Origin of the sequence: Anaerosphaera aminiphila DSM 21120 (assembly GCF_900129925.1) — a bacterium.
GTDB lineage: Bacteria > Bacillota > Clostridia > Tissierellales > Peptoniphilaceae > Anaerosphaera > Anaerosphaera aminiphila.
Window position 1 is genome coordinate 1 of sequence record NZ_FQXI01000002.1, and the last position, 26,584, is coordinate 26,584.

19 protein-coding genes are annotated in these 26,584 nt (G+C 32.7%); 16 read left to right on the plus strand and 3 right to left on the minus strand.

Features of this window, described 5'->3' with window-relative positions:
• From BUB47_RS02445 to BUB47_RS02520, 16 genes are all read left to right on the plus strand, one after another.
• Positions 1–1,954, plus strand: a 1,954-nt coding sequence (locus BUB47_RS02445) for a DUF1542 domain-containing protein (RefSeq protein ID WP_073183436.1), incomplete at its 5' end; no start/stop codon positions are given.
• A 235-nt stretch (positions 1,955–2,189) separates the two neighbouring features.
• Positions 2,190–6,989, plus strand: coding sequence for a C10 family peptidase (locus BUB47_RS02450; protein WP_073183438.1), 4,800 nt, complete (start codon positions 2,190–2,192; stop codon positions 6,987–6,989).
• A 147-nt stretch (positions 6,990–7,136) separates the two neighbouring features.
• Entirely contained in the window at positions 7,137–8,273 is a 1,137-nt protein-coding gene (locus tag BUB47_RS02455) for an exonuclease SbcCD subunit D (RefSeq protein ID WP_073183440.1), read from the plus strand.
• Positions 8,274–11,039 (plus strand): AAA family ATPase, encoded by a 2,766-nt coding sequence (locus BUB47_RS02460; RefSeq protein WP_073183442.1) that lies wholly within the window; start codon positions 8,274–8,276, stop codon positions 11,037–11,039.
• Positions 11,040–11,061: 22 nt separating this feature from the next.
• Positions 11,062–12,030 carry an ornithine cyclodeaminase family protein gene (locus tag BUB47_RS02465; RefSeq protein WP_073183444.1) on the plus strand — a complete coding sequence of 323 codons (969 nt, stop codon included), beginning with the start codon at positions 11,062–11,064 and terminating at the stop codon, positions 12,028–12,030.
• 134 nt (positions 12,031–12,164) lie between these two features.
• A complete protein-coding gene (locus tag BUB47_RS02470; protein ID WP_073183446.1) occupies positions 12,165–12,797 on the plus strand; it encodes a GyrI-like domain-containing protein in 633 nt (210 codons plus the stop codon).
• A gap of 41 nt (positions 12,798–12,838) precedes the next feature.
• Positions 12,839–13,387 (plus strand): ClbS/DfsB family four-helix bundle protein, encoded by a 549-nt coding sequence (locus tag BUB47_RS02475; protein ID WP_073183448.1) that lies wholly within the window; start codon positions 12,839–12,841, stop codon positions 13,385–13,387.
• A 127-nt stretch (positions 13,388–13,514) separates the two neighbouring features.
• On the plus strand, positions 13,515–14,438 hold the full coding sequence (locus BUB47_RS02480) for a carbon-nitrogen hydrolase family protein (RefSeq protein WP_073183449.1): 924 nt from the start codon (positions 13,515–13,517) through the stop codon (positions 14,436–14,438).
• A gap of 97 nt (positions 14,439–14,535) precedes the next feature.
• Complete coding sequence (locus tag BUB47_RS02485) at positions 14,536–16,323, plus strand: LTA synthase family protein (protein WP_073183451.1); 1,788 nt, start codon at positions 14,536–14,538, stop codon at positions 16,321–16,323.
• 102 nt (positions 16,324–16,425) lie between these two features.
• Entirely contained in the window at positions 16,426–17,121 is a 696-nt protein-coding gene (locus BUB47_RS02490) for a response regulator transcription factor (protein WP_073183453.1), read from the plus strand.
• On the plus strand, positions 17,118–18,347 hold the full coding sequence (locus BUB47_RS02495; RefSeq protein ID WP_073183455.1) for a sensor histidine kinase: 1,230 nt from the start codon (positions 17,118–17,120) through the stop codon (positions 18,345–18,347). The genes BUB47_RS02490 and BUB47_RS02495 overlap by 4 nt, the downstream gene beginning before the upstream one ends.
• Positions 18,348–18,409: 62 nt before the next feature.
• On the plus strand, positions 18,410–19,105 hold the full coding sequence (locus tag BUB47_RS02500) for an ABC transporter ATP-binding protein (protein ID WP_073183456.1): 696 nt from the start codon (positions 18,410–18,412) through the stop codon (positions 19,103–19,105).
• Positions 19,089–21,407: an ABC transporter permease gene (locus BUB47_RS02505; RefSeq protein WP_073183458.1), complete on the plus strand. Its 2,319-nt coding sequence runs from the start codon at positions 19,089–19,091 to the stop codon at positions 21,405–21,407. The genes BUB47_RS02500 and BUB47_RS02505 overlap by 17 nt, the downstream gene beginning before the upstream one ends.
• Positions 21,408–21,502: 95 nt before the next feature.
• Complete coding sequence (locus BUB47_RS02510) at positions 21,503–22,105, plus strand: TetR/AcrR family transcriptional regulator (protein WP_073183460.1); 603 nt, start codon at positions 21,503–21,505, stop codon at positions 22,103–22,105.
• Positions 22,099–22,860, plus strand: a complete 762-nt coding sequence (locus BUB47_RS02515) for an EFR1 family ferrodoxin (RefSeq protein WP_073183462.1) — start codon at positions 22,099–22,101, stop codon at positions 22,858–22,860. The genes BUB47_RS02510 and BUB47_RS02515 overlap by 7 nt, the downstream gene beginning before the upstream one ends.
• A gap of 76 nt (positions 22,861–22,936) precedes the next feature.
• Positions 22,937–23,503, plus strand: a complete 567-nt coding sequence (locus BUB47_RS02520; protein WP_073183464.1) for a redoxin domain-containing protein — start codon at positions 22,937–22,939, stop codon at positions 23,501–23,503.
• Positions 23,504–23,534: 31 nt separating this feature from the next.
• Here BUB47_RS02520 and BUB47_RS02525 read toward each other — a convergent pair whose 3' ends face one another.
• The 3 genes from BUB47_RS02525 to BUB47_RS02535 form a co-directional block, all read right to left on the minus strand.
• Positions 23,535–24,017, minus strand: coding sequence for a zinc ribbon domain-containing protein (locus BUB47_RS02525; RefSeq protein WP_073183466.1), 483 nt, complete (start codon positions 24,015–24,017; stop codon positions 23,535–23,537).
• A gap of 64 nt (positions 24,018–24,081) precedes the next feature.
• On the minus strand, positions 24,082–25,284 hold the full coding sequence (locus tag BUB47_RS02530) for a hypothetical protein (protein WP_073183467.1): 1,203 nt from the start codon (positions 25,282–25,284) through the stop codon (positions 24,082–24,084).
• A 32-nt stretch (positions 25,285–25,316) separates the two neighbouring features.
• Complete coding sequence (locus BUB47_RS02535) at positions 25,317–26,525, minus strand: hypothetical protein (RefSeq protein ID WP_073183469.1); 1,209 nt, start codon at positions 26,523–26,525, stop codon at positions 25,317–25,319.
• Positions 26,526–26,584 lie beyond the last annotated feature (59 nt).

Here is a 26,584-nt window from a genome sequence, read left to right on the forward strand (position 1 = left end):
AAAAGTAGATGCAATAGACAAAATAAACAAAGTTACTCCAAAAACAGAAGCTGAAGAATTAGCAGATGCAAAAGCCAAAGCTAAAGCAGAAATCGACCAAGCAGCAAAAGATAGAACTGCAGCAATCGAAGGCATGAACAATGTATCCCAAGAAGCTAAAGACGAAGCAAAAGCAAAAGTAGAAGAAGAAAGAGCAGCAGGAAACAAAGCAGTAGATGAAGCAACTACAGTAGAAAATGTAGAAACAGAAAAAACTACAGCAATAGATAAAATTAACAAAGTTACTCCTGAAACTGGGGAAAAAGACTTAGCAGAAGCGAAAGAAGAAGCAAAGGAAGAAATCGACAAAGCAGCAGAAGATAAGATAAAAGAAATCGAAGGAAATACTGATGCTTCAGATAAAGAAAAAGAAGATGCAATATCAAAAGTAGAAGAAGAACAAGAAAAAGGAAAGACAGCAGTAGATAATGCAGGAACAGAAGAAGAAGTAACTAAAGAAAAAGAAGAAGCAATAGAAAATATAGAGAATGTTACTCCTGAAACTGGGGAAAAAGACTTAGCAGAAGCAAAAGAAGATGCAAAGAAAGAAATCGACAAAGCAGCAGAAGATAAGATAGCAGAAATCGAAGCAAATCCTGACGCTTCAGATAAAGAAAAAGAAGATGCAATATCAAAAGTTGAAGAGGAACAAACAGCAGGAAATAAAGCAGTAGAAGATGCAACTACAATAGCAGAAGTAGGAACAGCAAAAGATACTGCAATAACAGAAATAAATAAAGTTACTCCAAAAACAGAAGCAGAAGAATTAGCAGATGCAAAAGCAAAAGCAAAAGCAGAAATCGACCAAGCGGCAGCAGATAAGATAAAAGAAATAGAAGATAGAACCGATATTTCTGAAAAATCAAAAGAAGATGCAATATCAAAAGTTGAAGAAGAACAAGAAAAAGGAAAGACAGCAGTAGATAATGCAGGAACAGAAGAAGAAGTAACAAAGGAAAAAGAAGAAGCAATAGACAATATCAACAAAGTTACTCCAGGAGTAGAAACACCTGAAGAAGTAACATATAAAGTTAATTATGATGGTAATGGAGCAAGAGGAACAGCACCATTTGACTCTAATAAATATAATGATGGAGACAATGTTATAGTATTAGGAAGAAACTCACTTGAAAAATCAGATTATACTTTTAAAGGTTGGTCAACAAGTAAATATGCAACAAGAGGAGAATACCAACTAGGAGATGCATTTACAATAAGAGAAAACACAACTCTATATGCAATTTGGGAAAAAGATAGTAGTGGTGGAGATTTTGGATTTACTGGAGGTTGGACATCATCTAAACCTAGTATAGAAACAACACAGGTAAGTACAATACCTAGCACAACTAAACAAGCATATATAAAAGGATATGAAGATGGAACATTTAGACCAAAAGAAAATATGACAAGAGCAGAAGTAGCAGCTATATTTACTAGACTTAAGACAAATGGTGCAGAGCCAAATGTTACTTCAAATTTAGCATATAGTGACGTTAACTCAACTGACTGGTATGCAAAATATGTAGGATACGTTACTGAAAATAACTTGATGAAAGGTTATGAAGATGGAACATTCCGTCCGGAAGAAAAAATAACCAGAGCAGAATTTGTAACAGCTATTGCAAGATATAATAGTTTGACATCAGCAGATAATAGCTTTGCAGATGCTAATGGACATTGGGCAGAAGGATATATTGGAGCAGTAACTACAAAAAGTTGGATTAAAGGCTATCCAGATGAAACATTTAAACCAGACAATAATATTAGCCGTGAAGAAGTAGTAGTAATAATCAATAGGATGGAAAATATCGACGTAGAAAAAAGCAGTTCTAATGTTGTAAATCCATTTAAAGATGTAGATGAAAGTTTATGGTCATATAAAGATATTATTGCAGCAACTAGTTCAAAGAATTAAGTAACAATAAATAAAATATTTTCTAATAGAAAATAAAAGATTTGAAAACACTTCAGATGTTAAATATTTAATATCTGAAGTGTTTTTTTATATATGAGTTATAATATTAACAAATTCTTAGCAGATTTTGATGACTGGTTTTACTATAAACAAACTTCCACTTGTTAAATAATATTATACAAATATAATATAAGTAGAGAGATAGTTAATTACTTACTGACAGGAGGAATAATATATGAAGAAAGGTTTTTTCAAACGTTTTTTAACCGTTTTATTTGTAACTATATTGCTGGTTACTTCTTTGCCAATATCAACATTTGCAAATGAAGACTTAAAAGCGCAGGACACATCTTTTAATGAATTTATTGCAAGAGATGTGGAAGTAGGCGGGGAGACTAGAACGTCTAAAGGGGCAGAAAATGTGGCAGTAGAATTTTTAAGCCAACTTGGAAGTGGAAAGTCTAAAAGAGTATTTCATGATGAAGAGATAATAGATTTAGAGCAAGTTTATCCTGAAGAAGTTTCACAGAGATCGTTATTTTCAAGTGATGATGCTCCGGAATTATTTATATTTAACAATGCTGATTCTGGATTTGTAATCGTATCAGGTGATAAGAGAGCTACTGATATATTAGGGTATTCTGATGAAGGAAGTTTTAACTATGATAAAGCTCCAGAATATGTAAAGGATTGGATAGGAGAATATGAAAATCAAATCCAATATATTAGAAATAACCCTAAAGAATTTAAATGTGTAATAGATGAAAAAGTATTACTTAGAGATGAACACGGAGCTACATCTCAAACAGTTGCACCTTTTTTAAATGATATAAAATGGGACCAATTAGACCCTTATAATCTTCTTGCACCTGAATATGAAGCAGGTAAAAAGTCCGCTACAGGATGTGTGGCAACAGCTATGGCACAAGTTATGAAGTACTATAACTATCCAACAAAAGGTGTGAAAGATACCAGCTATGACTGGAGAAATCCATATACAGGTGTGGTTACTAATCTTAGTTCAGATATATCCAATCATACTTATGATTGGGATAATATGCCGAAATCCTATATTGGAGTAACTGATGAAGCCCAAAGACAAAATGTAGCACAGCTTATGTATGATGCAGGTGTTGCAGCTAAAATGGAATACGGAGAATCTAGTGGGACTGCATCACTATATGCAGGACAAGCTTTTGTGGAAAACTTTGGTTACGATGAAGGCTTAAAGGATTTATATCGCTCTTCATATAGTAAAGAGGATTGGCAAAATATTGTAAGAGAAGAATTAATTGAAAAAAGACCGGTGTTCTATGGTGGTTCAGGTAAATCTGGTGGACATCAATTTATATTAGATGGTTATGATGACAATAACCTTTATCATGTAAACTGGGGTTGGGGTGGAATGGCCAATGGATATTATGCATTAGACGCAATGAACCCTACTTCCCTTGGAACAGGTGCAGCAGGTGGAACCTATAATATGCATCAAGAAATTTTAGTTGGAATAAAACCAAAAGATGAAAATATAGTGGACAAAACCATTAGAGCAGAAAATACTGGAAAACTTATAAATTATGATTCAAAACAGGAAGTTTCCGATTTGAATAATGGACCATATACTACAAGTAAATCAGAACTTTTAATTAGTAAATGGAATTTATTTGTAGAGAGCTTATCTGGTTTCCAAGGAGAATATGGACTAGGATTAGAAATCAATGGTGAAATAAAACTTTTCCAAACAATAAATAATATGGAAGTTGGACAGTATGGTTCTCAACAAGCTATTATTTGGCAAAATCTTGATTATGTGACCGATGGCGATTATGAACTTAAGATGTATAAAAAAGCAACAGATGAGACGAGTTTTTCAGAAATACCAAGTAAAACTAATAAATCTGATGTAATAAAAGTAAGACTTGAGGGAGATAAAGTAACCTATTATTTAGATGATTTAGATAGTGTGAACCTTGAATTATTAGATTTTTCAAGGGACCCAGGCTGGGAGTTATATTCAGGCTCAACAGCTAAATTTAATGCGAATATAAAAAATAATGGCAATGAAGAGTACAACTCCCTTATATATATTGAACTTGAAAATAAGACAAGTGGGCAAAAATATATCATTGGAGAAAGTCAAATCGTGCTTTCTGAAGGTGAGACAAAAAACTTTAATATTAATGATGATATAACATATAATAATAATCCAATCCCAGTTGGAGAATATACAGCTAAAATAATATACAACAAGGGAAATACACAAGATGAAATTGCTACGGGAAGCTATGAATATTTAGGAAATGGTATTGATGTAGAAATAAAAGAAAAAGTTTTAGGTCAAATGAATATTTTAGAAAACCCTAGATTTGTTGAAAACACCAACCCTAAAATTGTAAGTAAGCCAAGTGATTTAAATATAGTTGTAAAGATAAAAGCAATTGGCGGATTAGTAGAAGGTAGCTTTAGTGCTGTCGTAGCAGAATATGGAACAGCAAATGAACTTATGAACTTTTCATCAAAAGCTTTTAGAATTGAAAAGGATATGGAACAGGATATAATTTTAGAAAATTCTGATACATCACAATTAGTTGATGGAAAAGATTATTGGATATTTATGTTCTATGGTCAGACACAATTAAATGAACAATTGATATTCACTTATAAAAAAGTAGAAACAGTAGATAAAACTGCTTTGGAATCAAAAATCACAGAAGCAGAAAGTAAGAAAAAAGAGGATTATACAGCAGAATCTTTTAAAGTTTTAGAAGATGCTTTGGCAAATGCAAAGACTGTAAATGAAAATGACAATGCAACCCAAGATGATGTAGATAAAGCATTGGCGAACTTAACTAAAGCAGTAGATGCACTGGTAGAAAAAGAGCCAGAACCAACAGTAGATAAAACTGCACTTCAAGCAAAATATGACGAAGTAAAGGATAAAGCTAAAGGCAACTATACAGATGATTCTTGGAATGCATTTGAAACTGCAAGAAATGCAGCAAAGACTGTATTGGATAAAGCTGATGCAACGCAAGCAGAAGTAAATACAGCATTAGCGAACTTGACTACAGTAATAGCTGGATTGGCAGAAAAAGAACCAGAGCCAACAGTAGATAAAACTGCACTTCAAGCAAAGTATGATGAAGTGAAGGATAAAGTACAAGACAATTACACAGATGATTCTTGGAATTCATTTACAACTGCGAGGGATTCAGCACAGGCTATATTGGAGAAAGTGGATGCAACTCAAACAGAAGTAGACGACGCATTAGCGAACTTAACTACAGCAGTAGAAGGCTTGGTAGAAAAAGAACCAGAACCAACAGTAAACAAAGATGCACTTCAAACAAAATATGATGAAGTGAAGGATAAAGCTAAAGACAATTACACCGATGATTCATGGAATGCATTTGAAACTGCAAGAGAAGCTGCAAAGAATATTTTAGATAAAGTTGATGCAACTCAAACAGAAGTAAATACAGCATTAAACAATTTGACTACAGCAATAACTAACCTAAAAGAAAAAGCAAATAAAACTGCATTAGTAGAAAAAATAGCAGATGCAGAAAGTAAGAAAAAAGAGGATTATACAGCAGAATCTTTTAAAGTTTTAGAAGATGCTTTGGCAAATGCAAATACTGTAAATGAAAATGATAATGCAACGCAAGACGAAGTAAATAATGCGTTATCAAATTTAAATACAGCAATAAATGGATTGGTTGCAAAACCGGTTGCACCAACAGTAGATAAAACTGCACTTCAAGCAAAATATGATGAAGTAAAGGATAAAGCCAAAGACAACTATACAGATGGTTCTTGGACTGTATTTATAACTGCAAGAGATGCTGCAAAGTCTGTACTAGAAAATGATGATGCAACGCAAGAAGAAGTAAATACAGCATTGGCGAATTTAAATACAGCAGTAGCCGGCTTGGCAGAAAAAGAGCCAGAACCGGCAGTAGATAAAACTGCCCTTCAAGCAAAATATGATGAAGTGAAGAACAAAGCTAAAGACAATTATACTGATGAATCTTGGAATGCATTTGAAACTGTAAGAAATAATGCAAAAACTGTATTGGATAAAGCTGATGCAACTCAAACAGAAGTAGATGATGCACTATCAGATTTAAATACATCAATAGGCAATTTAGAAGAAAATGAACCAGAGCCAACAGTAGATAAATCTAAATTAAGTGAAAAGATATCTGAAGCAGAGAAAATAGATGAGGGAAAATACACTAGTAGCTCTGTAGCTAATTTAAAAGATGCATTAGAAAAAGCTAAGATAACTTTAAATGATTTAAGTGCTAGTCAAGAAGAAGTTGACACAGCTTTTAGAAACTTAAACAGTGCAATTAAATCTCTAAACTTAAAAGAAGGTAAGGAAGAAAGTTCCAGTGGTAGTAGTTCAAGCGGTTCATGGAACTGGGCACCTAGTAAAGCTACTAAAGAAGTATCAAAGAATACAGTGATTTCAAAAGAAGTAGTGAGTACAAATGACTTTAAAGACATAGACAATCACTGGGCTAAAGATATTATTAAATATGTAGTTGAAAAGGGTTACTTTAACGGAGTTGACAAATACAACTTTGCACCAAATCAAAAGGCAACTCGTGGAGAATTTATAACAGTTTTAGGCAGATTGGCAAAAGTAGATGTAAGCAAGTACCAAATTGCCAAAGCAAAAGATTTAAACAAGGGTGTTTTTTATGAACCTTATGTAAACTGGGCCTTTGAAGTTGGAATAGTAAAAGGATATGAAGATGGAACATTTAGAGGAGAAGACAATATATCCAGAGAAGAGATGGCTGTGCTTTTATATAATACTTTAAAATATATGAAGGTAGACCTTGGAGAAAGTTCAAATGAACTATTTAAAGACCAAGATAAAATTTCAGATTGGGCAATAGAAAGTGTAAACTTTTTAAAGGCGGGAGAATTTATTAAAGGGAAAGAAGATAATAAATTTGACCCAAAAGCTAATCTAACTAGAGCGGAAATAGCACAGATAATTTACAATGTAATTCAAAAATAATAGTTAAAGACTCTATATCTTAGGATATGGAGTCTTTTTATGTTAAAATTTAAAATATAATTATAATTAAAATATATACTAAAAAATATAGAGTATTAAAATGATATAATAAACATTGTTGTAATGAATATAAATGTAGAGGTGCTTATGAAAGTTATTCACTTATCAGATTTACATATTGGGAAAAGAGTAAATGAGTTTTCCATGATTGAAGATCAAGAATATATATTAGAGGAAATATTAAAAATAATAGACAGTGAAAATCCTGAAGTAGTAATGATAGCGGGAGACGTATATGATAAATCAGTGCCACCTGCAGAGGCTGTAGGGCTATTTGACGACTTTTTATTTAAGTTGGCAAAGAGAGAGGTAACAGTTTTGATAATTGCGGGAAATCACGACTCAGTGGCGAGACTGTCCTTTGGTTCCAGAATTTTTGACAATAGCGGAGTATATATATCGCCAATTTACGACGGCAATATAAAAGAGGTCAGCTTGTCTGATGAATATGGCAGTGTTAATTTTTATTTGTTGCCATTTATAAAGCCAGTTAATGTGAGACAGTGTTTTCCGGAAGAAGAAATAAACTCCTACACAGATGCAGTACGTGTAGCTATAGAAAATATAGATTTAAATGAAGATGAGAGAAATGTTTTAATAACTCATCAATTTGTAACAGGTGCAGTGAGATCGGACTCTGAGGAAGTGTCAGTTGGAGGTTCTGACAACGTAGACGGTGAAGTTTTTAAAAAATTTGACTACGTTGCTCTGGGACATATTCACAAGCCACAAAAAATAATGAGAGATACTATTAGATACTGTGGAACACCGTTAAAATATTCTTTTTCAGAGGCAAGTCACCAAAAATCTGTGACCATATTGGAATTTGGAGATAAAAAAGAAGAAGTGAAAATAAGGATGAGAGAACTGATTCCACTTAGAGATTTAAGGGAAATTAGGGGAACTTATATGGAAGTTACTGCAAAGAGTTTTTATGAAAATACTAATAAAGAGGACTACCTTCACATTACTCTTACTGATGAAGAAAATATAGTAGATGCAATTGGAAAGCTTAGGACTATTTACCCAAATATTATGAGAATTGACTATGACAATGAGAGAACCAGAACAGAAAATAAAATAGATAGAGCAAGTGATGTGGAGACTAAATCTCCCTTGGAACTGTTTGAAGATTTTTATAAATTGCAAAACAATGGAGAGATAAACAGTGAACAGGAAAATTACTTAGTGGAATTAATAGAAAAAGTGTGGGAGGGCAAGTAAATGAGACCGATAAAATTAACTCTTTCGGCTTTTGGACCCTATGCAAATAAAACTGTGCTGGACTTAGACAGTCTTGGAGAAAGAGGACTTTATTTAATTACAGGGGATACGGGCTCGGGAAAGACTACGATTTTTGACGCTATAATCTATGCCCTATATGGCGATCCCAGTGGAGAAAATCGTGATGCAAATATGTTTAGAAGTAAGTATGCAGCTGTTGAAACTCCAACTTTTGTAGAACTTGTCTTTAAGTATGGAGAAAAGGAATACACTGTAAAGAGAAATCCTGAATATGAAAGACCTTCAAAGCGTGGAACGGGCATGGCTACTCAAAAAGCAGAGGCGGAGTTAATCTGTCCCGATGGCAGAATAATTACAAAGACCAGAGAAGTCACTGAGGAAATAAATAAAATAATCGGAGTAGATAGAAATCAGTATAAGCAAATAGCCATGATTGCACAGGGTGAATTTTTAGAACTGCTACTTGCCTCCACTGACGAGAGAAAGGAAATTTTTAGAAAGATTTTCAACACCGAACCCTATGAAAAGTTACAAAGAGAGCTAAGTTCAGAGGCCTCAAAGCTATATAAAGAACTAGAAAAGCACAAAAATAGCATAAGGCAGTATATAGATGGAATAAAAGTAAGAGAAGACAGTGAGCTAAGTGATCAGTTAAATATGGGTAAGAACAGTGAAATCACTACAGAAGAGACAGTTGAAATTCTTAAAAAAATTATAGAGCAAGATGAAATAGAAAAGTCTGAAGTTAAAGAAAAGTTAGACAATACAGAAAAAACGCTGTCTGAAATTTCAGAAAAGATAGCTAAGGCAAAGGATAATGAAAAGACAAAGTTGAACTTAGAGCAAAATAAAATTGAGTTTTTAGAAATTTCGCCTAAAAGGGAAGAGGCAGAGAGAAATCTCAAACTTGAAGAAGAAAAGAAAAGTAGCAGAGAACAGCTTAAAGAGGAAACTTTAATTTTAAAGAGAGAGCTGGAAAAATATATAGAACTAGATGAAGTTCAAAGTGAAATTTTAAAAATAGAGAAGTCTTTGGAAAATGAAAAAACTTCTCTGGAGAGTTTAACTAAGTCGTCAGAGTTAATTTCTAAAGAAATAAGTGAGAAGTTAAAAGAGCAAAGTGATTTAAAAGACTGCAGAGCTGATAGAGAAAAACTCCTATCTAAAATAGATAAGCTGGAAAATAAAGGAAGAAAAGTAGAAAGCGTAATAGAAGCATTTCACGAGTATAATAATTTAAAAGAGCTGTTAGAAAGTGAACAGCAAAATTACAAAGTTTTATCCAGTGAAATGGAAAGCGCAAAAAATCAATATGACATTCAAAATAAGGCCTACTTAGATGAACAAGCCGGAATTTTGGCAAGTGAGCTAAGAGAAAGTGAACCCTGCCCTGTCTGTGGTTCTACAGAGCATCCCCTTAAGGCTAAGTTGTCAGAAAAAGCACCTGACAGAGAAACTCTAGATAAGTTAAAGGAAAATTATGAGAAACTTTCACTTAAAAGCAGTGCTGCAAGTGGAAAGTGCTCGGAGATAAGCGGTAAAGTTGAAAGTAAGAGACTGGAAATAGAAAAGAGCTCAACTGAAATATTTAAAGAAGTTGATTTTTCAAATGTCTACGCCGAGCTTTTAGAAAGTAAAAATAAATTGCTATTAGAAAGAGAAGAACTGTTAAAAGAACTTGAAATTTCTAATGGAAATGTGGAAAAGTTAGAAGAGCTTGAAAGAACTTTACCTATGTTAAATAAAAGAGAAGAAGATATAAAGAGAGAAACACTGGAAAGAGATAGACAAATTGCAGATTTAAAGAGTAGTGTTAAACACAAGAGCGAAGGATTGGAAAAACTTAGAAAAAATCTTGCTCACAGCAGCAGAGAAGAAGCAGAGATGGTTATCTTAGAAAAAGAGCAAGTTTTAAATAAAATGGAGCGGGATTACAGTGAGGCTGTAAGCAAATTAGACTCTATTAAATCTGAAATTACCAGACTGGAATCTAAAATAAAAACACTGGAAGAAGAAATTCAAGTAGCTGAAGAAGTAAATATAGAACTAGAAGAAAAAAGAAGATTTGATCTTCAAAGAGAAAAATCGGGATATATGGAGGAGTTTACAAGCATTTCCTCCCGCCTTGACAACAACAACTCGGCTTTAGAAAATATAAATCTACAGTTAAAAACACTTGGGAAAGGCGAAACTAAATACACATGGGTTAGTTCACTTTCCAAGACTGCCAATGGAAATATAGCAGGTAAGGAAAAGATAATGCTGGAAACCTATATACAGATGACTTATTTTGACAGGATTATTGCTCGCGCAAATACCAGATTTATGAATATGACTAATGGACAGTATGAATTAAAGAGAAGAGTAGAGCAGGAAAACAACAGAAGTCAAAGTGGCTTGGAATTAAATATAATTGACCACTACAACGGTTCTGAGAGAAGTGTAAAAACTCTTTCAGGAGGAGAGTCCTTTAAGGCATCGCTTTCTCTGGCACTGGGTTTATCAGATGAAGTTCAATCCTCAGCCGGTGGAATAAAATTGGATACAATGTTTGTAGATGAGGGATTCGGGTCGCTTGATGACGAGTCACTTAGCCAAGCAATTCAAACACTTTCCAGTTTGTCAGAGGGAAATAGATTAGTTGGGATAATATCTCATGTATCTGAATTAAAAGAAAAAATTGACAGACAGATTATAGTTAAAAAAGACAAGACAGGTTGTTCAAGTGTAAGTATAGTAACCTAAATAAAAAGGTGGGGATTTTAAAGTGCTGGTTTTAAGTAGTAGAGATATAGAAAGTGTTATTTCCTATGAAGAGATGATTGAAGCTATTGAGAGAGCTTATGTTATTTATGAGGAAGGTAAATACTATATGCCTGATAGGTTTCACGTAGATTATAAAAATAAAACACTGTTGTATATGCCCTGTTTTTTAGACGATGTCTTTGGAACAAAAATACTTACAGTGTTCCCTGAAAATGTGGAAAAGAAAATTCCATCTCTAGATGGACTTATGTTGTTAAATGATTTTGAAACGGGAAAGCCAACCTGCCTAATGGATGGGAAAATTTTAACGGCTCTTAGAACAGGAGCAGTCGGCGGCGTGGGAATTAAATATACAACACCTGAAGATGTGAAAACAGTGGGATTAATCGGAGCAGGAGTTCAAGGATTTTATCAAGTACTATATGCATGCAAGGTGAGAAATTTTAAAAAAGTATATATTTTTGATGAATATGTAAAAGATTTAACTGATTTTGTGGATAGGTTAAGAAAAGTAATTCCAACAGATGTGGAGATTATAATTTGTAAAAGTTCAGAAGACTTAGTTAGGCGCTCTGATGTGGTAATAACAGCTACTACAGCAACAGAACCTACAATGCCAAATTCTACAGAACTATTAAGGGGAAAACACTTTATAGGAATAGGTTCTTATAAGCCGACTATGAGAGAGTATCCCGATGCCCTTTCTTCTCTGGTAGAAGATGTATATATTGATGCAGATATTGCCTTGGAAGAAACAGGAGATTTAATTCAGCCAATAGCAGCAGGGTTATTAAAAAATTCTCAAGTAAAGAGAATAAGTAAATTAATAGCAAGTGGAGGAGAAATTAAGGACTTAGAACACAAGACTACCTTTTTTAAGACAGTGGGAATTGCAATTTTTGACATAGTAGCTGCAAATGCAATTTATAAAAAGGCAGTGGAAGCAGAAGTTGGATATCTGTTAGATTAAATTTAAAAATAAAGTTAAAAGGCGACTAATTTTTCATTAAATATTAGTCGCCTTTTAAAATAGTTTTAAAATATGACAGACTGTTGTCCTATATTATTGGTATAATTTACACATTAAATAGAGGAGATGGTGATATGACCTTTGATTTTAAAAAAGAGTATAGAGAATTTTACTTACCTAAGCTTGAGCCTGAGATAGTTAATGTGCCTTCTATAAACTTTATTGCAGTAAGGGGAAAGGGAGATCCCAACGAAAAAGAGGGAGAATATAGCAGAGCTATAAGTGTGCTATATGCAGTAGCTTATACTATTAGAATGAGTTATAAGTCGGAGCATCAAATTGAAGGATACTATAAATTTGTAGTTCCACCACTTGAGGGGTTTTGGTGGCAGGATAATGTAATAGGTGTGGACTACAGTAACAAGGAGAATTTTAATTGGATATCTCTTATTCGACTTCCGGAGTTTGTAACAGAAGCGGACTTTAAGTGGGCAGTAGATGAAGCAGAAAAAAAGAAGAAGTTAGACTGCTCTAAAGCTGAATTTTTAAATATAACTGAGGGACTTTGCGTTCAAATAATGCATATTGGCTCCTATGATGATGAACCTGAAACTGTAAAGAAGATGGATGAGTATTTAAAAGAAAATGGGTATTTAAAAGATATAACAGAAAATAGGCACCATCATGAAATTTACTTGTCTGACCCCAGGAAGACGGGAACTTCAAAATTAAAGACAGTTATTAGACATCCCGTTAAGAAAATATAAAAATTTATTAATAGATTCTAAATTTACCAGGAGGAAGATTTATGGCAAGACCGACCACAAAAGCGGATTTACTAATTGCTGCAGACAGTCAGTATAAGAAGTTAATGGAGTTAATCCAGTCTATGAGTGAAGAAGAAATATCTACACCTTTTAATTTTGAAGCTGATTTAAAGAAAAAGGAAGCTCATTGGAATAGAGATAAAAATATTAGAGACGTACTTATACACTTATATGAATGGCATAATTTATTAATTAATTGGGTGAGTGCAAATAGAGTCGGGGATGATAAACCATTTTTACCTGAGCCTTACAATTGGAAAACATATGGCAAAATGAATGTGGAGTTCTGGGAAAAGCATCAAAGCGCTTCTCAAATAAAAGCAGAGAAAATGTTAGAGAAAAGCCATGTTGAAGTTATAAAAATCATAGATTCATTTACAGATGAAGAGCTGTTTACTAAAAAGTATTTCCCGTGGACAGGAACTTCAAGTTTGGGAAGTTACTGCATTTCCGCTACATCAAGTCACTATGACTGGGCAATAAAAAAGCTAAAGGCACATATAAAAAATGTAAAAGCTTTAAATAGCTGAGCTTTTGTGATTTAATTAGATGTAGAGATAGTTTACAAGTTCTAAGAGAGTATTTAAATATTTCTTTATTGAAAAAAGATTTGTAAATAAACTTACATATAGTATTTATTGGAAAGAAGGTAGTATTTTGAAAGATGTAAGAGAAAACTGTAGAGTAGCCCTAGTTCAAGCATCACCGGTGTTATTTGACAAGGATGCAACTGTAAAAAAGACCATTTCACTAATTGAAGAGGCAGGAGATAAGGGAGCAGATATTATAATATTTCCGGAATCTTTTATTCCCTGCTATCCAAGGGGATTTTCCTATGGATTTGTAGTTGGCAGTAGAACTATGGAGGGCAGAGAAGATTGGAAGATATTCTATGACAACTCTGTAGTTGTACCAAGTAAAGACACAGATGAAATAGGAAAGGCAGCTAAAAAAGTAGGGGCTTATGTGGGAATTGGAATTACAGAGCGAGATTCACGTAACTGTACTCTATATTGCACATTTTTAATTTTTGGACCTACAGGTGAGATAGTTGGAAAACATCGGAAAATGAAACCAACTGGTAGTGAAAGATTAATTTGGGGAGATGGTCACTCTGATTCTATAACTACAGTGGACACAGAATTCGGAACAATGGGTAGCTTAATTTGCTGGGAAAACTATATGCCACTTGCAAGGGCGGCACTTTACGAAAGAGGAGTTTCTATATACTTAGCGCCAACAGCTGATAACAGAGAAGAATGGCAAATTACAATGAGGCACATTGCACTTGAAGGAAGGTGCTTTGTCATAGGGTGTAATCAATATGTAAATAAATCTATGTATCCAAATATATTTAACTACCAAAGTGATTTAGATGACTTGCCGGAAGAACTTTGCCCCGGAGGAAGTTGTATAGTTAATCCCTTTGGAAAGTATGTTGTAGAACCTATTTGGAACAGAGAAGAAATAGCATATGCAGACTTAGACCTTGGTCAGGTTCCGTTGAGTAGAATGGACTTTGACCCGTCAGGACACTATGCAAGACCTGATGTTTTAGAGTTAATAGTACATGATAATTAATAAAAAGAGCAGTTTAAAATAATTATTTTAGACTGCTCTTTAATTTTGAGGTATAATTATAAAATATCAAAAAATTAAAGTATTTGGAGCTGATGTTTTGGACACAAAGAAAAAAAATATATATGTAGTGTCTCTTGTGTTGTCACTGTTAATAACTGTAAGTTCTCTATTTATTAGCAGTTATGGATATGGCGAGGGACTATTTATAAATTATTTTAAAGAATTTGAAATATTTTTATATAATTTTATACCAATGTTTCTCTTAATGGTTCTACTTGGGTTTTTACTAAAATCTCTAAGGACTTCTTTTTTAATACTTTCACTTGCAGTAAATATTGGCGCATATGTAAATTATATAAAGATAATATATAGAGAAGAGCCACTTTTAGCTAGAGATGTGACTTTAGTAAGTGAAGCTTTCACAATGTCAAAAAAGTACGATTTAAATTTTACTTCTCTAAACTTTTTAGTTTTAGCTGCAATTCTCGTAATTACAGTAATTTTATTTTTTAAGTTAAGAGAGTTTAATTTTGATTATAAGTTTAGATGGCGAAAAGTTTTTGGATTTGCCTGTGCAATGGCGTTATTTACCGGTTTGTTCTTGTTTAATTTTGAAAAATACCACGCTCTTGGAGCAGGAAGTAAGTTAAATATGTGGATTGAACTAGATGGATATGAGTCTAAGGGATTTTTGTACCCATTCATTTACTCTATTAAGTCATCAAAGGCTTATAAGTATCCGGACTACAATAAAAAAGAAGCAGAGGAGCTCTATAACAGCTATAACTATGAAGATATTGAAGAAGATAAAAAAGTAAACGTTGTGGCAATAATGCTGGAGTCCTATAAGGATTTTTATAAATTTCAAAATGAATCTTTCGAATTTGAATCTAATCCCTATGAATATTTTCAGCAGTTGCAAAAGGAGTCCATTGCAGGACAAGTAGTAGTAAATTCCTTTGGTGGAGGAACTTTTTTAACAGAGACAAATTTTTTAACAGGGTATAAACACAATCCTCCCTTTAACAAGGAAACGCAGTCTTATCCAAGATACTTAAGGGAACAGGGCTATACCAGCTATGGATTTCATCCTAATGTTGGGAGTTTTTACAACAGAAATAACATATATCCAAAACTTGGGTTTAACGGATTTTATGAGTACAACAATGCCTTTAAAGACTTAAGTGAAGGTATGGCAATGGACGACGTGTTCTACAGTTATTTAAATCAAAAATTTGATGAAGAAACAGCCAAAGGTCCATATTTTTCCTTTGGAGTGACCTATCAAAATCACGGACCATATTCAAAAGAAGCCGGAGATAAGACATTTATAAAGTGGAAAGACGGCTATGATCAAGAGTGGTACAATTATTTTAACAACTATTTAAGCGGAATAGAAGAGTCTACAAACTCTATGAATATACTTGTAGAGCACCTCAGAAATTCAAAGGAGCCCACAGTGCTTGTAATGTATGGGGACCACTGTCCATCAATGGGAGACAATAAAATTTTATTTGACATGTTTGGAATAAAGCACAGCTTAGATGAGTCAGAGGGAATTAGAAATATGTATGAAACACCCTATATAATTTGGGCAAATAACGCTGCAAAGAAAAAATTGGGAAATGACTTTGTGGGAGTGGGAAGAGATTTAGAGCCTGCATTTTTAATGAATGAAGTTTTTAAACAAATTGGTTGGACGGGAAATGAGTACAATCAATTTTTAACAGACTTTACTAAAGATGTTTCAATATTAAAAGAAACTTGGTTCGTCATAGATGATGTTGCAACAGACTCTCCAACTGAAGCACAACAGGAGGAAATAGACAAATTTCAAAATATAGAATACTACACTTCTCATATGTTAGATAGAGAAAAAGATTGAGCTGTTGTGAAAGCAACTGCTCTTTTGTTTTATTGAGTAGTGTGTTAAATTTAAAGAAGAATATCTTAAATTACTATATGATTTATAAATTTAGGAGGAAATATGAAAAATAAAATACTTCTACTGGAAGATGATTTAAGTTTAATAGATGGACTTAAGTACTCACTTAATAAAGGCGGTTATAATGTAGATGTAGTCTGCTCAGTTAGAGAAGCTAAGGAGAGCATAGATTTAAATAAATATAATCTACTGCTACTGGATATTGGACTTTCAGACGGTACGGGATTTGAAGTTTGTGAATATGCAAGACAGAGGGGAAATAGAGTTCCCATAATTTTTTTAACTGCCTTTGATGAAGAGATAAATATTATTAGAGGGCTGGACAGTGGAGGAGATGACTACATAACAAAGCCCTTTAAAATGGGGGAGTTGTTTTCCAGGATAAATGCTCTTTTGAGAAGAATGGAAAGCTTTGGTGAAGACAGCGAGAAACTAATCTGTGGAGATATTGTAATTGACCGTTTAAACAGCAGTATAAAGTTAAAGGAAAAGAGTTTGTACTTAACAAGTGCAGAGTATAAACTTCTCAGCTTACTAGTGCAGAATTCAGGTAACACTGTAACCAGAGATACAATATTGAGTAAATTGTGGGATGAAGGTGGAAACTTTGTAGACGATAATACTTTGTCAGTATATATTAGGCGCCTTAGAGAAAAAGTTGAGGAAGATCCATCTAAGCCAAGGCGAATAATTACAGTTAGAGGATTTGGATATAGGTGTGATGAGGTGAGTAAATGAGCTTTTTATATGAGAAGCAGACAAAAAACTACTTTATAAGCTTAATATTAATTTGTATTACTATGGTTGTGGGCTTGTTAATATTTTCTACAGCGCAAATAGACAGTGTGAGAGAATTAATTTTGGAAAGTAAGAGTTTGATATCAAGTTCACTTTTAGAGGAAGGTGTTTCAGAAGAAGTTGTGGCAAGAGCCATGGCAAGTAAAAACATTAACCCTGAGGGAGAAAACTTACTTAGAAAAATAGGACAGACAGAGGGAACAAGCGTATATACTATGGATAATATTTCATCTTTTAGCTATGAATACATACTAAAAACACTGTGTTTTACTTTATTTTTTTCGCTTTTAATAGTACTGATTTCAGCTTTCTACTTAAAAAAGAGGGAGAGTATTTATAGTAGTGCTATTGAAACAGTTGAGGAGTTCAAAGAGGGAAATTTTAACAGGCGACTATCCCAACAAAGAGATGGAGGACTGTACCGATTATTTACAGAGATAGACAATTTGGCACTAATATTAAAATCTAAAATAGAGAGAGAAGAAAGTATAAAGTTGTTTTTGAGAAATACAATTTCAGATATTTCTCACCAATTAAAGACGCCAATATCGGCAATTAGTATTTACAATGAAATAATATTAGATGAGCGTAAAAATCCAGAGAAGATTGAAGAATTTTCCCATAAAATTGCTGATTCAATAGTCAGAATAGAAGAATTAATAGTTTTAATGTTAAAAATTACTCGTTTGGATTCAGGTAGTATAGAATTTCAAAAACAGGAGTACTTTGTAATAGATTTAGTTAATAAGTCAATAGACCAACTTAAAGAGCGCTCAGTAAGAGAGGGCAAGGAAATAGTCATAGTTGGAGCAGTAGAAGAAAAATTGCTCTGTGACATAGGGTGGACAAGTGAAGCTCTGGGAAATATTGTAAAAAATGCTCTGGACTATACAAGTAGTGGAGACAGTATAACTATTATTTGGGGAAAAAAGGCAGATAGGTTAAAGATAACAGTTTCAGATAGGGGAAGTGGCATTTCAAAAAAAGATATACACCATATATTTAAGAGGTTTTATAGAGGAGAAAAATCACATGGCACGAAGAGTGTGGGTCTTGGACTTTCTCTTTCAAAATCTATAGTTGAGGGGCAAGATGGAATACTCAGTGTGGAGAGCAGTAAAGAGAGGGGAACAGTATTTACACTGTCCTTTCTTACAAAATTGTAAGCTGGAATTCACGTTTAAGTAATCTAAATTTGTTAATCTCTTTATAGAAAGAGGTGAAGAAGATGGAAGTGTTAAAAGTAGAAAAACTATATAAAACCTATGGCAAGACTGCAAATAGAGTAGAGGCTTTAAAAGATGTGTCTTTTTCTGTGAATAAGGGAGAGTTTATTGCAGTAATCGGAGAATCCGGCTCGGGAAAGAGTACTTTATTAAACTGTGTAGGAGCTCTTGACAACCCTACTTCCGGGAAAATTTACCTAGACGGAAGAGATTTATTTAGTATGAGAGAAAGAGAGAGGACAATTTTTAGAAGGAGAAATATTGGATTTGTATTTCAAAATTTTCAACTAATATCAGAGTTGACAGTAGAACAAAACATAATATTTCCCATACTTTTGGACAATAAAAAGCCAAAGGCGGAAGAAGTGGAAGAAATTCTGAAAGTGTTAAATTTAAAAGATAGACGTGCTCACCTTCCAAGTGAGCTCTCAGGTGGAGAGCAACAGCGTGTGGCAATAGGACGTGCTCTTATTACTAAGCCAATGCTAATTTTAGCAGATGAACCTACGGGAAACCTAGACACTAAAAACAGTAGGGAAGTAGTGGAGCTGTTAGTTAGAGCTTCAAGAGAATTTCAACAGACTATTTTAATGATTACTCACAATGTGAATTTAACCTCATCAGTGGACAGAGTGCTTAGTATTACAGATGGAGTGCTTACTGATTTAGGGGGAGAGAGCAATGAAAAATTATCTTGACCTTGTAAGTATTTCAGCAAAGAAAAACAGAAGAAAAAATACAATGACGATTATTTGTATTGTGTTGGCTGTATTTTTAGTGTCTGCAATATTTGGAATGGCAGATATGGAAATAAGAAGTCAAAAAATACAAATTATAAAAGATGAAGGGAATTGGCACTATGGATTTAATGTAGACCAAAGTGATGCTGAGATGATTTCTCTAAGACCAGATGTAAAAAGTTCGGGATTATATTCTCAAATGTTGGAAAATCAAGGGTATTTAATTGGTGATAAAAAAATTTCCATTGTGGGAATGGATAAAGAACCATTTGAAAATATTTTTGATTTAAAAATAGTAGAGGGGAAATATCCGGAAAATGACGATGAAATATTAATAAGTGAAAATGCAAAGAGAGGTTTAAAAAGTTCAATAGGAGATAGTGTGATTTTAAGTAGTCCAAGTGGAGGAGCAATAAATTTTACAGTTGTAGGATTTATGGAAAGCACATCTTTAAATCTAGCTGACGACTTCTATGGAGCATGGCTTACTTCAAATTCCTTTGCAAAAAATATTACAGAGGGTGTTAAACAAAGTAAGTTTTTAGTACAGTTCTCCCCTTACAGCAATATGAAAAAAAATCTGTCTGAAATAAAAGACAGTTATAATTTATCAGACTCTCAAGTTGAAGGTAACACAAAGTTATTGGGAATCTTAGGACAAAGTGACCACAACTACGCATTGCAATTATATACTGTGGCTTTTGTCTTATTTGTTTTAGTAATGCTTTCAGGAATTATAATGATAACCAACAGTTTAAATACAAATGTAATTCAGAGAACGGAATTTTTTGGACTGATGCGCTGTCTTGGAGCAACAGATAAACAAGTTATGAAATTTGTGAGAAAAGAGGCTTTAAACTGGTGTAAGATAGCCATTCCAATTGGAGTATTAATGAGTGTAGTAGTGGTTTGGGCATTATGTGGAGTACTTAGATTTGCAAGCCCACGCTACTTTTCAGAAATGCCGATTTTTGGAGTTAGTGTTGTGGGAATTGTATTAGGTGTAGTAGTGGGAGTGTTGACAGTGCTTTTAGCGGCACAGTCTCCTGCGAAAAAAGCTTCAAAGGTATCTCCGCTAATGGCAATACGTGGAAATGCAAATAATATTAAAGCAGTTAAAAAAGCTGCAAACACAAAATTATTTAATGTTGAAACAGCTCTTGGAATTGAACATGCAAAATCAAATAAGAAAAATTTTATATTAATGGTGAGTTCATTTTCACTTAGTATAATTTTGTTTTTGGCATTTTCTTCTATAATAGATTTTATGAACCATGGAGTAAAGCCCATAAGACCGAGTTCACCTGATTTTTCAATAATAAGTAGAGAGAATTCTCTAATTAATGTGGATTTAGTAAGAGAACTAGAAGAGATTAAAGGTGTAAAAAAAGTATATGGTCTAATGAATGACAGCGATATTACAGCTGTAATAAATAATAGAGAAGTGGAGATAAGCTTAAACTCCTATGAAAAAAATAGAATTAATTGGGCAAAAAGAGATTTATTAAAGGGCTCATTAAGTGATGTGGAAAATGGTGGAGTGTTAATAGTAAAAGACAGAGAAAATGCTTTTAAAGTTGGCGACAGCGTAAATTTAAAAGTTAATGGAAATATTTTTGATTTAAAAGTTGTGGGATTATTGTCCAGCGCTGATTTATATAGTGAGCAGGAAATTTTAATTTGTAGTGAAGATACATTTAAAAAACTGACTGGGAAAAGCGGATATAGTGTAATAGATATTCAATTTAATAGAGACGTCACTGATGGAGATATTGAAGAAATACACGAAATAGCCGGTGAGTATGTAGACTACTCTGATTTAAGAGAGGGAAAAAGTGAAGCAAAGGGAGCTTATTATTCTATGCTGCTATTCATATACGGATTTATTGCAGTGATTTCCCTAATTACAGTATTTAATATAAATAACAGTGTATCAATGAGTGTATCTGCCAGAACTAAACAATATGGATTTATGAGAGCTGTTGGAATGAGTGATAAGCAGCTTTTAAAAATGGTGGCTTCTGAAACATTAACCTATTCAATAGTTGGAAGCATAGTAGGATGTGCAGTGGGAGTTACAATAAATAAATACCTATTTAAAAATATGGTCACAGCTTATTGGGGGACACCGTGGACACTTCCGCTAACTGAAATATCAGTAATAGTATTAATAGTTATAGGTGCTTCTATAGTGGCAATTTACAGTCCCTATAATAGAATTAAAAAGATGTCTATAGTAGAAACTATAAGAGCAGAATAAGTAGCGTGAATTTTCACGCTGCTTTTTTTATAAGTAAGTTGACAGTGTAAAGTTTAGGAATTATAATATAGACAGTGTAAAGATTGGAGGGCAAAATGTTAAATAAATCTTACCATCACAATAATTTAAAAAAAGAGCTAATAGAAAAGGGAATTGAAATTATAAGTGAACATGGTTTAGAAAAATTATCTCTTAGAAGAGTTGCTCTTGAATGTGGCGTTAGCCACTCTGCTCCCTATAGTCACTTTAAAGATAAAGACGAGCTTTTAAGTGCTATGAAAGAATATATTACAGATAAATTTGCAGAAACTTTAGAAGAAACTGTAAAAGAGCATGGAGAAGATAAAGATATACTGTTGTACTTGGGAAGAGCTTATGTGAAATTTTTTCTTGAAAAGCCTCAATATTTTTCTTTTTTATACGGGATGTCAGATATAAATATAAATTTGTCTATAGCAAGTAGCGATGAATTTAATTATAAACCCTACGTAATTTATAAAAATGTAGTTCTAGGATTGTTTAAAGGATTTAACTATTCACAGGAAAAAATGGAAGACTTGGTAATTACACTGTGGGCATTTATTTATGGAATAACTTCTATAGCCACAATGAAAAATGTAAAATATGATAAAAACTTGGAAGATAAGTTAAGCGATTTTTTTCAGGTATTTAACTTTGAAAGGAGTTTAAAATGTTAGGAGTATATTTTAGCGGAACGGGAAATACAAAGTACTGTGTGGAGAAATTTTTAGAAAATTTTGAAGGTTCAAATACAGTATCTATAGAAGATAGCAAAGTTTTAGATGAAATAAAAAATAATAGTGAGATTGTATTTGCTTATCCTATTTACTTTAGCAACACTCCAAAGATAGTAAGTGACTTTATAGTAAATAACAGTGAAATTTTTAAGAATAAGAATATTTTTATAATAGCAACTATGGGACTTTTTAGTGGAGACGGCACAGGATGTTCTGCGAGACTGTTTAAAAAATATGGCGGAAATATTATAGGTGGACTTCATATAATTATGCCTGACAATATTAGTGATTCAAAGTTGTTAAAAAAAGAGAATGAGAAAAATAGAGAGATAATAAATAGGGCTACTAAGAAGATAGAGAAGGCTGCATACAGTTTTAAAAATGGAAATACTACAAGAGAAGGACTTGGACTATTTAGTCATATATTGGGGCTTTTGGGACAAAGACTATGGTTTTCTAATAAGACTAAAAACTATACAGATGCAATTAAAATAGATAGTTCTAAATGCATTAACTGTAAGAAGTGCATTAATATTTGTCCAATGAAAAATTTGGAGACAGAGGCAAATAAAGTAATAGCTAAAAGCAGTTGTACAATGTGCTACAGATGTATAAATATCTGCCCTGAACGCGCAATAACCCTTTTGGGAAAAGAAGTAATTGAAAGCTACGAATTAAGTAATTATATTAAATAAAATATTAATAATAATTATTATCAAAAATGGAGTAAAAAATAATTTGCGGGGTAAATAGTGAGAGGAGGTAGATTTAATGGAAAATTTAATTGGAAAAAAATTAGAAGAGTTTACAACACCTATTTATCATGAGAAATCTTTCGGAGAATTAAAAACTGAAGACTTAAAGGGAAAGTGGTCAGTATTTTTCTTTTACCCGGGAGACTTTACATTTGTTTGTCCGACAGAATTAGAGGATATTGCAAATATATATGATAAATTTGAAGAGGCAGATTGTGAAATTTATGCTGTTTCAACAGATTCAGAATTTACTCACAAAGAGTGGCACGAATCATCAGAAGCTGTGGGAAAGGCAAAATATCCTATGGTAGCTGATAGAAACTTTAAATTATCTAAGTTTTTTGGAGTGTTAATGGAAGAAGAAGGACAAGCTCTAAGGGGAACATTTATAGTAAATCCGGAGCTTGAAATAGTAGCTTATGAAGTTAACTCTCCTGGAATAGGTAGAAATGCAAAAGAGTTGTTGAGAAAAGTACAGGCAGCTCAATTTGTAGCTAAATTTGGTGATAAAGTATGTCCTGCAGCTTGGGAACCGGGAGATGAAGTTTTAACTCCGGGAATTGATCTTGTTGGAAAAATCTAATTTATATAAATAAGACCTAAATTTTTAGGTCTTATATTTTTTTGCCACATTCAGGGCAGTATTTATAATTTTTATCTAGAGGAGCGCCACATTCTGTACAGTATTTTTTAAAATTCATATTTGGATTTGTCTGACTAAAGTCATAGTCTTCATCTTCGTATTCATCTTCAGCATTAGAGGAAGAGCGTGTAGACCTATAGGGATTTTTATTTTTTTTAGAGAATAAACTAAAAGTTCTATTTTCATCTTCTTGGAGAGTGTCTTCTTCTATAGATTTTTTTTGAGACATGGCTCTTTTAAAGTTATATGTGGCTTCAAAAATACCCATTAGTATAAATATTATTCCGAAGATTGGAAAAGCGTAGCCTACAATTTTCATAGTGCCATCTGTAGCACGTAAACTGGAAGTTCCAAGATATGCCAGTACTGTCCAGAGAACACCAAATATAATAGCTGCAAGAGATCCCAGAAAACTTAAGAAGGAAGGACCTCTTTTGCGTTTAACATTTTTCATTTTAGTATCACTCCTTTATCAAGTACTTATAATATACAAGAAAATTGTGAATAATGGGAGTAAATTATTTAATATTTCCCAAATAGTCATTAAATTTTTCAAAATTTAATTTTTCTACCTCTGCTGGAAGTTTTTCAGTTTCCAAGGTACTTGTATCTAATTTTAAAACACCTTCACTGTCGCTGTAGGTAAGGGTATAATTTCCATCTAAGCCCATGTAAAATGTTGAATATAGGTCTTTTAGGTTTAAGTTACTACTGCTGATTTTTAAATTATTTTCATCAAGGTACTTTGGAATTAAAATATATTTGGGAAGATTTTCTTTTTCCTCATCACTGTAGTTTATAAACTCCACTACTTTTTTGGGATTATCCCCTTCTTTTATTGGAATGATTAACAGCTTTGCACTTGAATTAGAACACAAATCAGTAAAGACTTTATTTACAGTTCGATTATTTACAATGCTTAAATTTTCTATGCTTTTTTCTGAACTGTTGTACATAGCACTGTATTTAAGTACTAATTTACTTTGTTCAGGTTCAAAAACTTTATAGAGAGTTAAAAATGTATTTTCGTCATTTTCTCCAACATTTTTTAAATATAAACTATTGGAAGCTATGAAAGTGGAGTTGTCTTCAGGTATTTTATAGTTCTCCTCAATTATTTTCTTAACTTCATTATCTGCAGGAGTGTACTTTGAAATATCTTCAGATACTAGGTACTTGCCATTTTCTTTTTCAAGTAGAAGAACTTGGTCAGTATAAGTTACTTTTGTCATTCCTGTATTTGTCTTTCTGTAGTTTACTATTAAGAGATTATCTTTTTTAGTTATTAAGTCAAGACTGTCAATACTCACTCTTAGCTTTTGCACTTCTTTTGGAAGCTGGGCATAGTAGTCTGCTACATACAATTTATTGTCAAAGTTTCTTAAAATGCTCTTTGAATCTTCCAGTTGGTTTAATATTTCTTCACTTCTCTTTAAAGTAAAAGTCTCCTCAACTGTTTTTTTATAGGAGTTTAAATTTTCAAAGATATCCCCTGAAACTCTTATATATTTTTTCCCTTCAATTTCTCTTACATCAGAGAGGTCAAAAGTTACGTTGTCCCCAAAGATATTTCTAGTTAAGTCGTAGTTAGATATTGTATCAGATAGCAGTTTTTTAGTTTCGTCGTCTGCACTTCCAACGAACTTGTCAGGTCTGGAACAGCCCACAAGAGTTAAGGACATTGAAAGAATTAAAAGCAGTGTTAAAATTATTTTGTTCATTTGTTTCCTCCAAAGTTGAAAGTATTTTTATGCTATAGAGCTTCTTCCAATATATTTAAAACATCATAGTAGTTAACTAGCTTAACTCCATCTGGAATTATATTGTTTTTTAAATCTTCAGTTTTAAATTCAAAGGCAGGTTCTTTACTGTCATTAGAAAAAATAGTATAGTCACCTGAAACTCCATTTATAAAGTCATCTAGTTGAAAAAATCCATTTTCCTTGTAATTTTTAAGTTGAATAAATCCACTGTCAACATACTTGGGTATTACAATATATTCGCCAGAACCATTACCACTATTAAAAGAGCTATATATTACATATTGTTCTTCTGTTTTAGGAGAGTAGTTTGTATTTTCAGTATTTTCTGCAACTGTTATTAGCATTTTAGTATTGTCATTATTTGGATATAGTTTTTTAAAATAACTATTTAAAATTTGTCCGTCTTCAATTTCCAAATTTTCTATGGGAAGATTTGGATTTTGGGGAAGGGCGCAGGCATATTTTATCTCCAGTGAGTTGTCTTTTAGTTCATAAACTTTAAAAAAAGTTTTAGAAGCATTGTTAAAGGAACTTCCCGATCCTCTTAGTATTAGATTTGAATTTTCAGAGCCTAAATTAAAGTGTTCACTGATTTTTAAAATTTCTTCATTATCTGGAATGCTGTATTTGTCAATTACATCTTCAACTAAGAATTTTCCACCTTCATTCACTAAAACTAAATAGTCAGTGAAAGGTTCTTTAAAAAACAAGTCAGATGAATAAGTCTTATAACTTATAACTAAAGCATTTTCACTTTTTGTAATGACATCAATGCTATTTAAGTCCACTTTGGTTTTTCCGAATATTTCTTTAAAAAGTTCTGCATCATTGGAATTTAAGTATAGAAGATTGTCTGATTCTTTAATTAAACTGTCTTTAGAATCAAAGTTTAACTGGTCTTTTATTTTGTTTTTTGTATAAGTATTATTTAGCAAGTTTTTATAGGAGTCAAAACTTTCATATCCATAGCCCGATACTATTTTAATATAAGTTTCCCCATCAAAAACTTTAGTTTTATTTTCATCCAGAACCATTGCAGATTCAAATGGATGGGACTGCTTATAATTTAAAATAGTTTCACCTATTAGAGTTTTAGTTTCGTCGTCGGCATTTCCAATATAGTTATCAGCTTTAGAGCACCCTGTTAAAAGAACGATTGACGTCAGGGCTATCAGTATAGTTGTTAGTATTTTTTTCATGTATTCCTACTTTCTTTTGAAATAATTTATAAAGTCGTTAAATGAGATTATTTTAACGT

Coding starts and splice junctions, on each gene's coding strand:
- BUB47_RS02450 (WP_073183438.1), top strand. CDS start 2,190: ATGAAGAAAGGTTTTTTCAAACGTTTTTTAACCGTTTTATTTGTAACT.
- BUB47_RS02455 (WP_073183440.1), top strand. CDS start 7,137: ATGAAAGTTATTCACTTATCAGATTTACATATTGGGAAAAGAGTAAAT.
- BUB47_RS02460 (WP_073183442.1), top strand. CDS start 8,274: ATGAGACCGATAAAATTAACTCTTTCGGCTTTTGGACCCTATGCAAAT.
- BUB47_RS02470 (WP_073183446.1), top strand. CDS start 12,165: ATGACCTTTGATTTTAAAAAAGAGTATAGAGAATTTTACTTACCTAAG.
- BUB47_RS02475 (WP_073183448.1), top strand. CDS start 12,839: ATGGCAAGACCGACCACAAAAGCGGATTTACTAATTGCTGCAGACAGT.
- BUB47_RS02490 (WP_073183453.1), top strand. CDS start 16,426: ATGAAAAATAAAATACTTCTACTGGAAGATGATTTAAGTTTAATAGAT.
- BUB47_RS02495 (WP_073183455.1), top strand. CDS start 17,118: ATGAGCTTTTTATATGAGAAGCAGACAAAAAACTACTTTATAAGCTTA.
- BUB47_RS02500 (WP_073183456.1), top strand. CDS start 18,410: ATGGAAGTGTTAAAAGTAGAAAAACTATATAAAACCTATGGCAAGACT.
- BUB47_RS02505 (WP_073183458.1), top strand. CDS start 19,089: ATGAAAAATTATCTTGACCTTGTAAGTATTTCAGCAAAGAAAAACAGA.
- BUB47_RS02510 (WP_073183460.1), top strand. CDS start 21,503: ATGTTAAATAAATCTTACCATCACAATAATTTAAAAAAAGAGCTAATA.
- BUB47_RS02515 (WP_073183462.1), top strand. CDS start 22,099: ATGTTAGGAGTATATTTTAGCGGAACGGGAAATACAAAGTACTGTGTG.
- BUB47_RS02520 (WP_073183464.1), top strand. CDS start 22,937: ATGGAAAATTTAATTGGAAAAAAATTAGAAGAGTTTACAACACCTATT.
- BUB47_RS02525 (WP_073183466.1), bottom strand. CDS start 24,017: ATGAAAAATGTTAAACGCAAAAGAGGTCCTTCCTTCTTAAGTTTTCTG.
- BUB47_RS02530 (WP_073183467.1), bottom strand. CDS start 25,284: ATGAACAAAATAATTTTAACACTGCTTTTAATTCTTTCAATGTCCTTA.
- BUB47_RS02535 (WP_073183469.1), bottom strand. CDS start 26,525: ATGAAAAAAATACTAACAACTATACTGATAGCCCTGACGTCAATCGTT.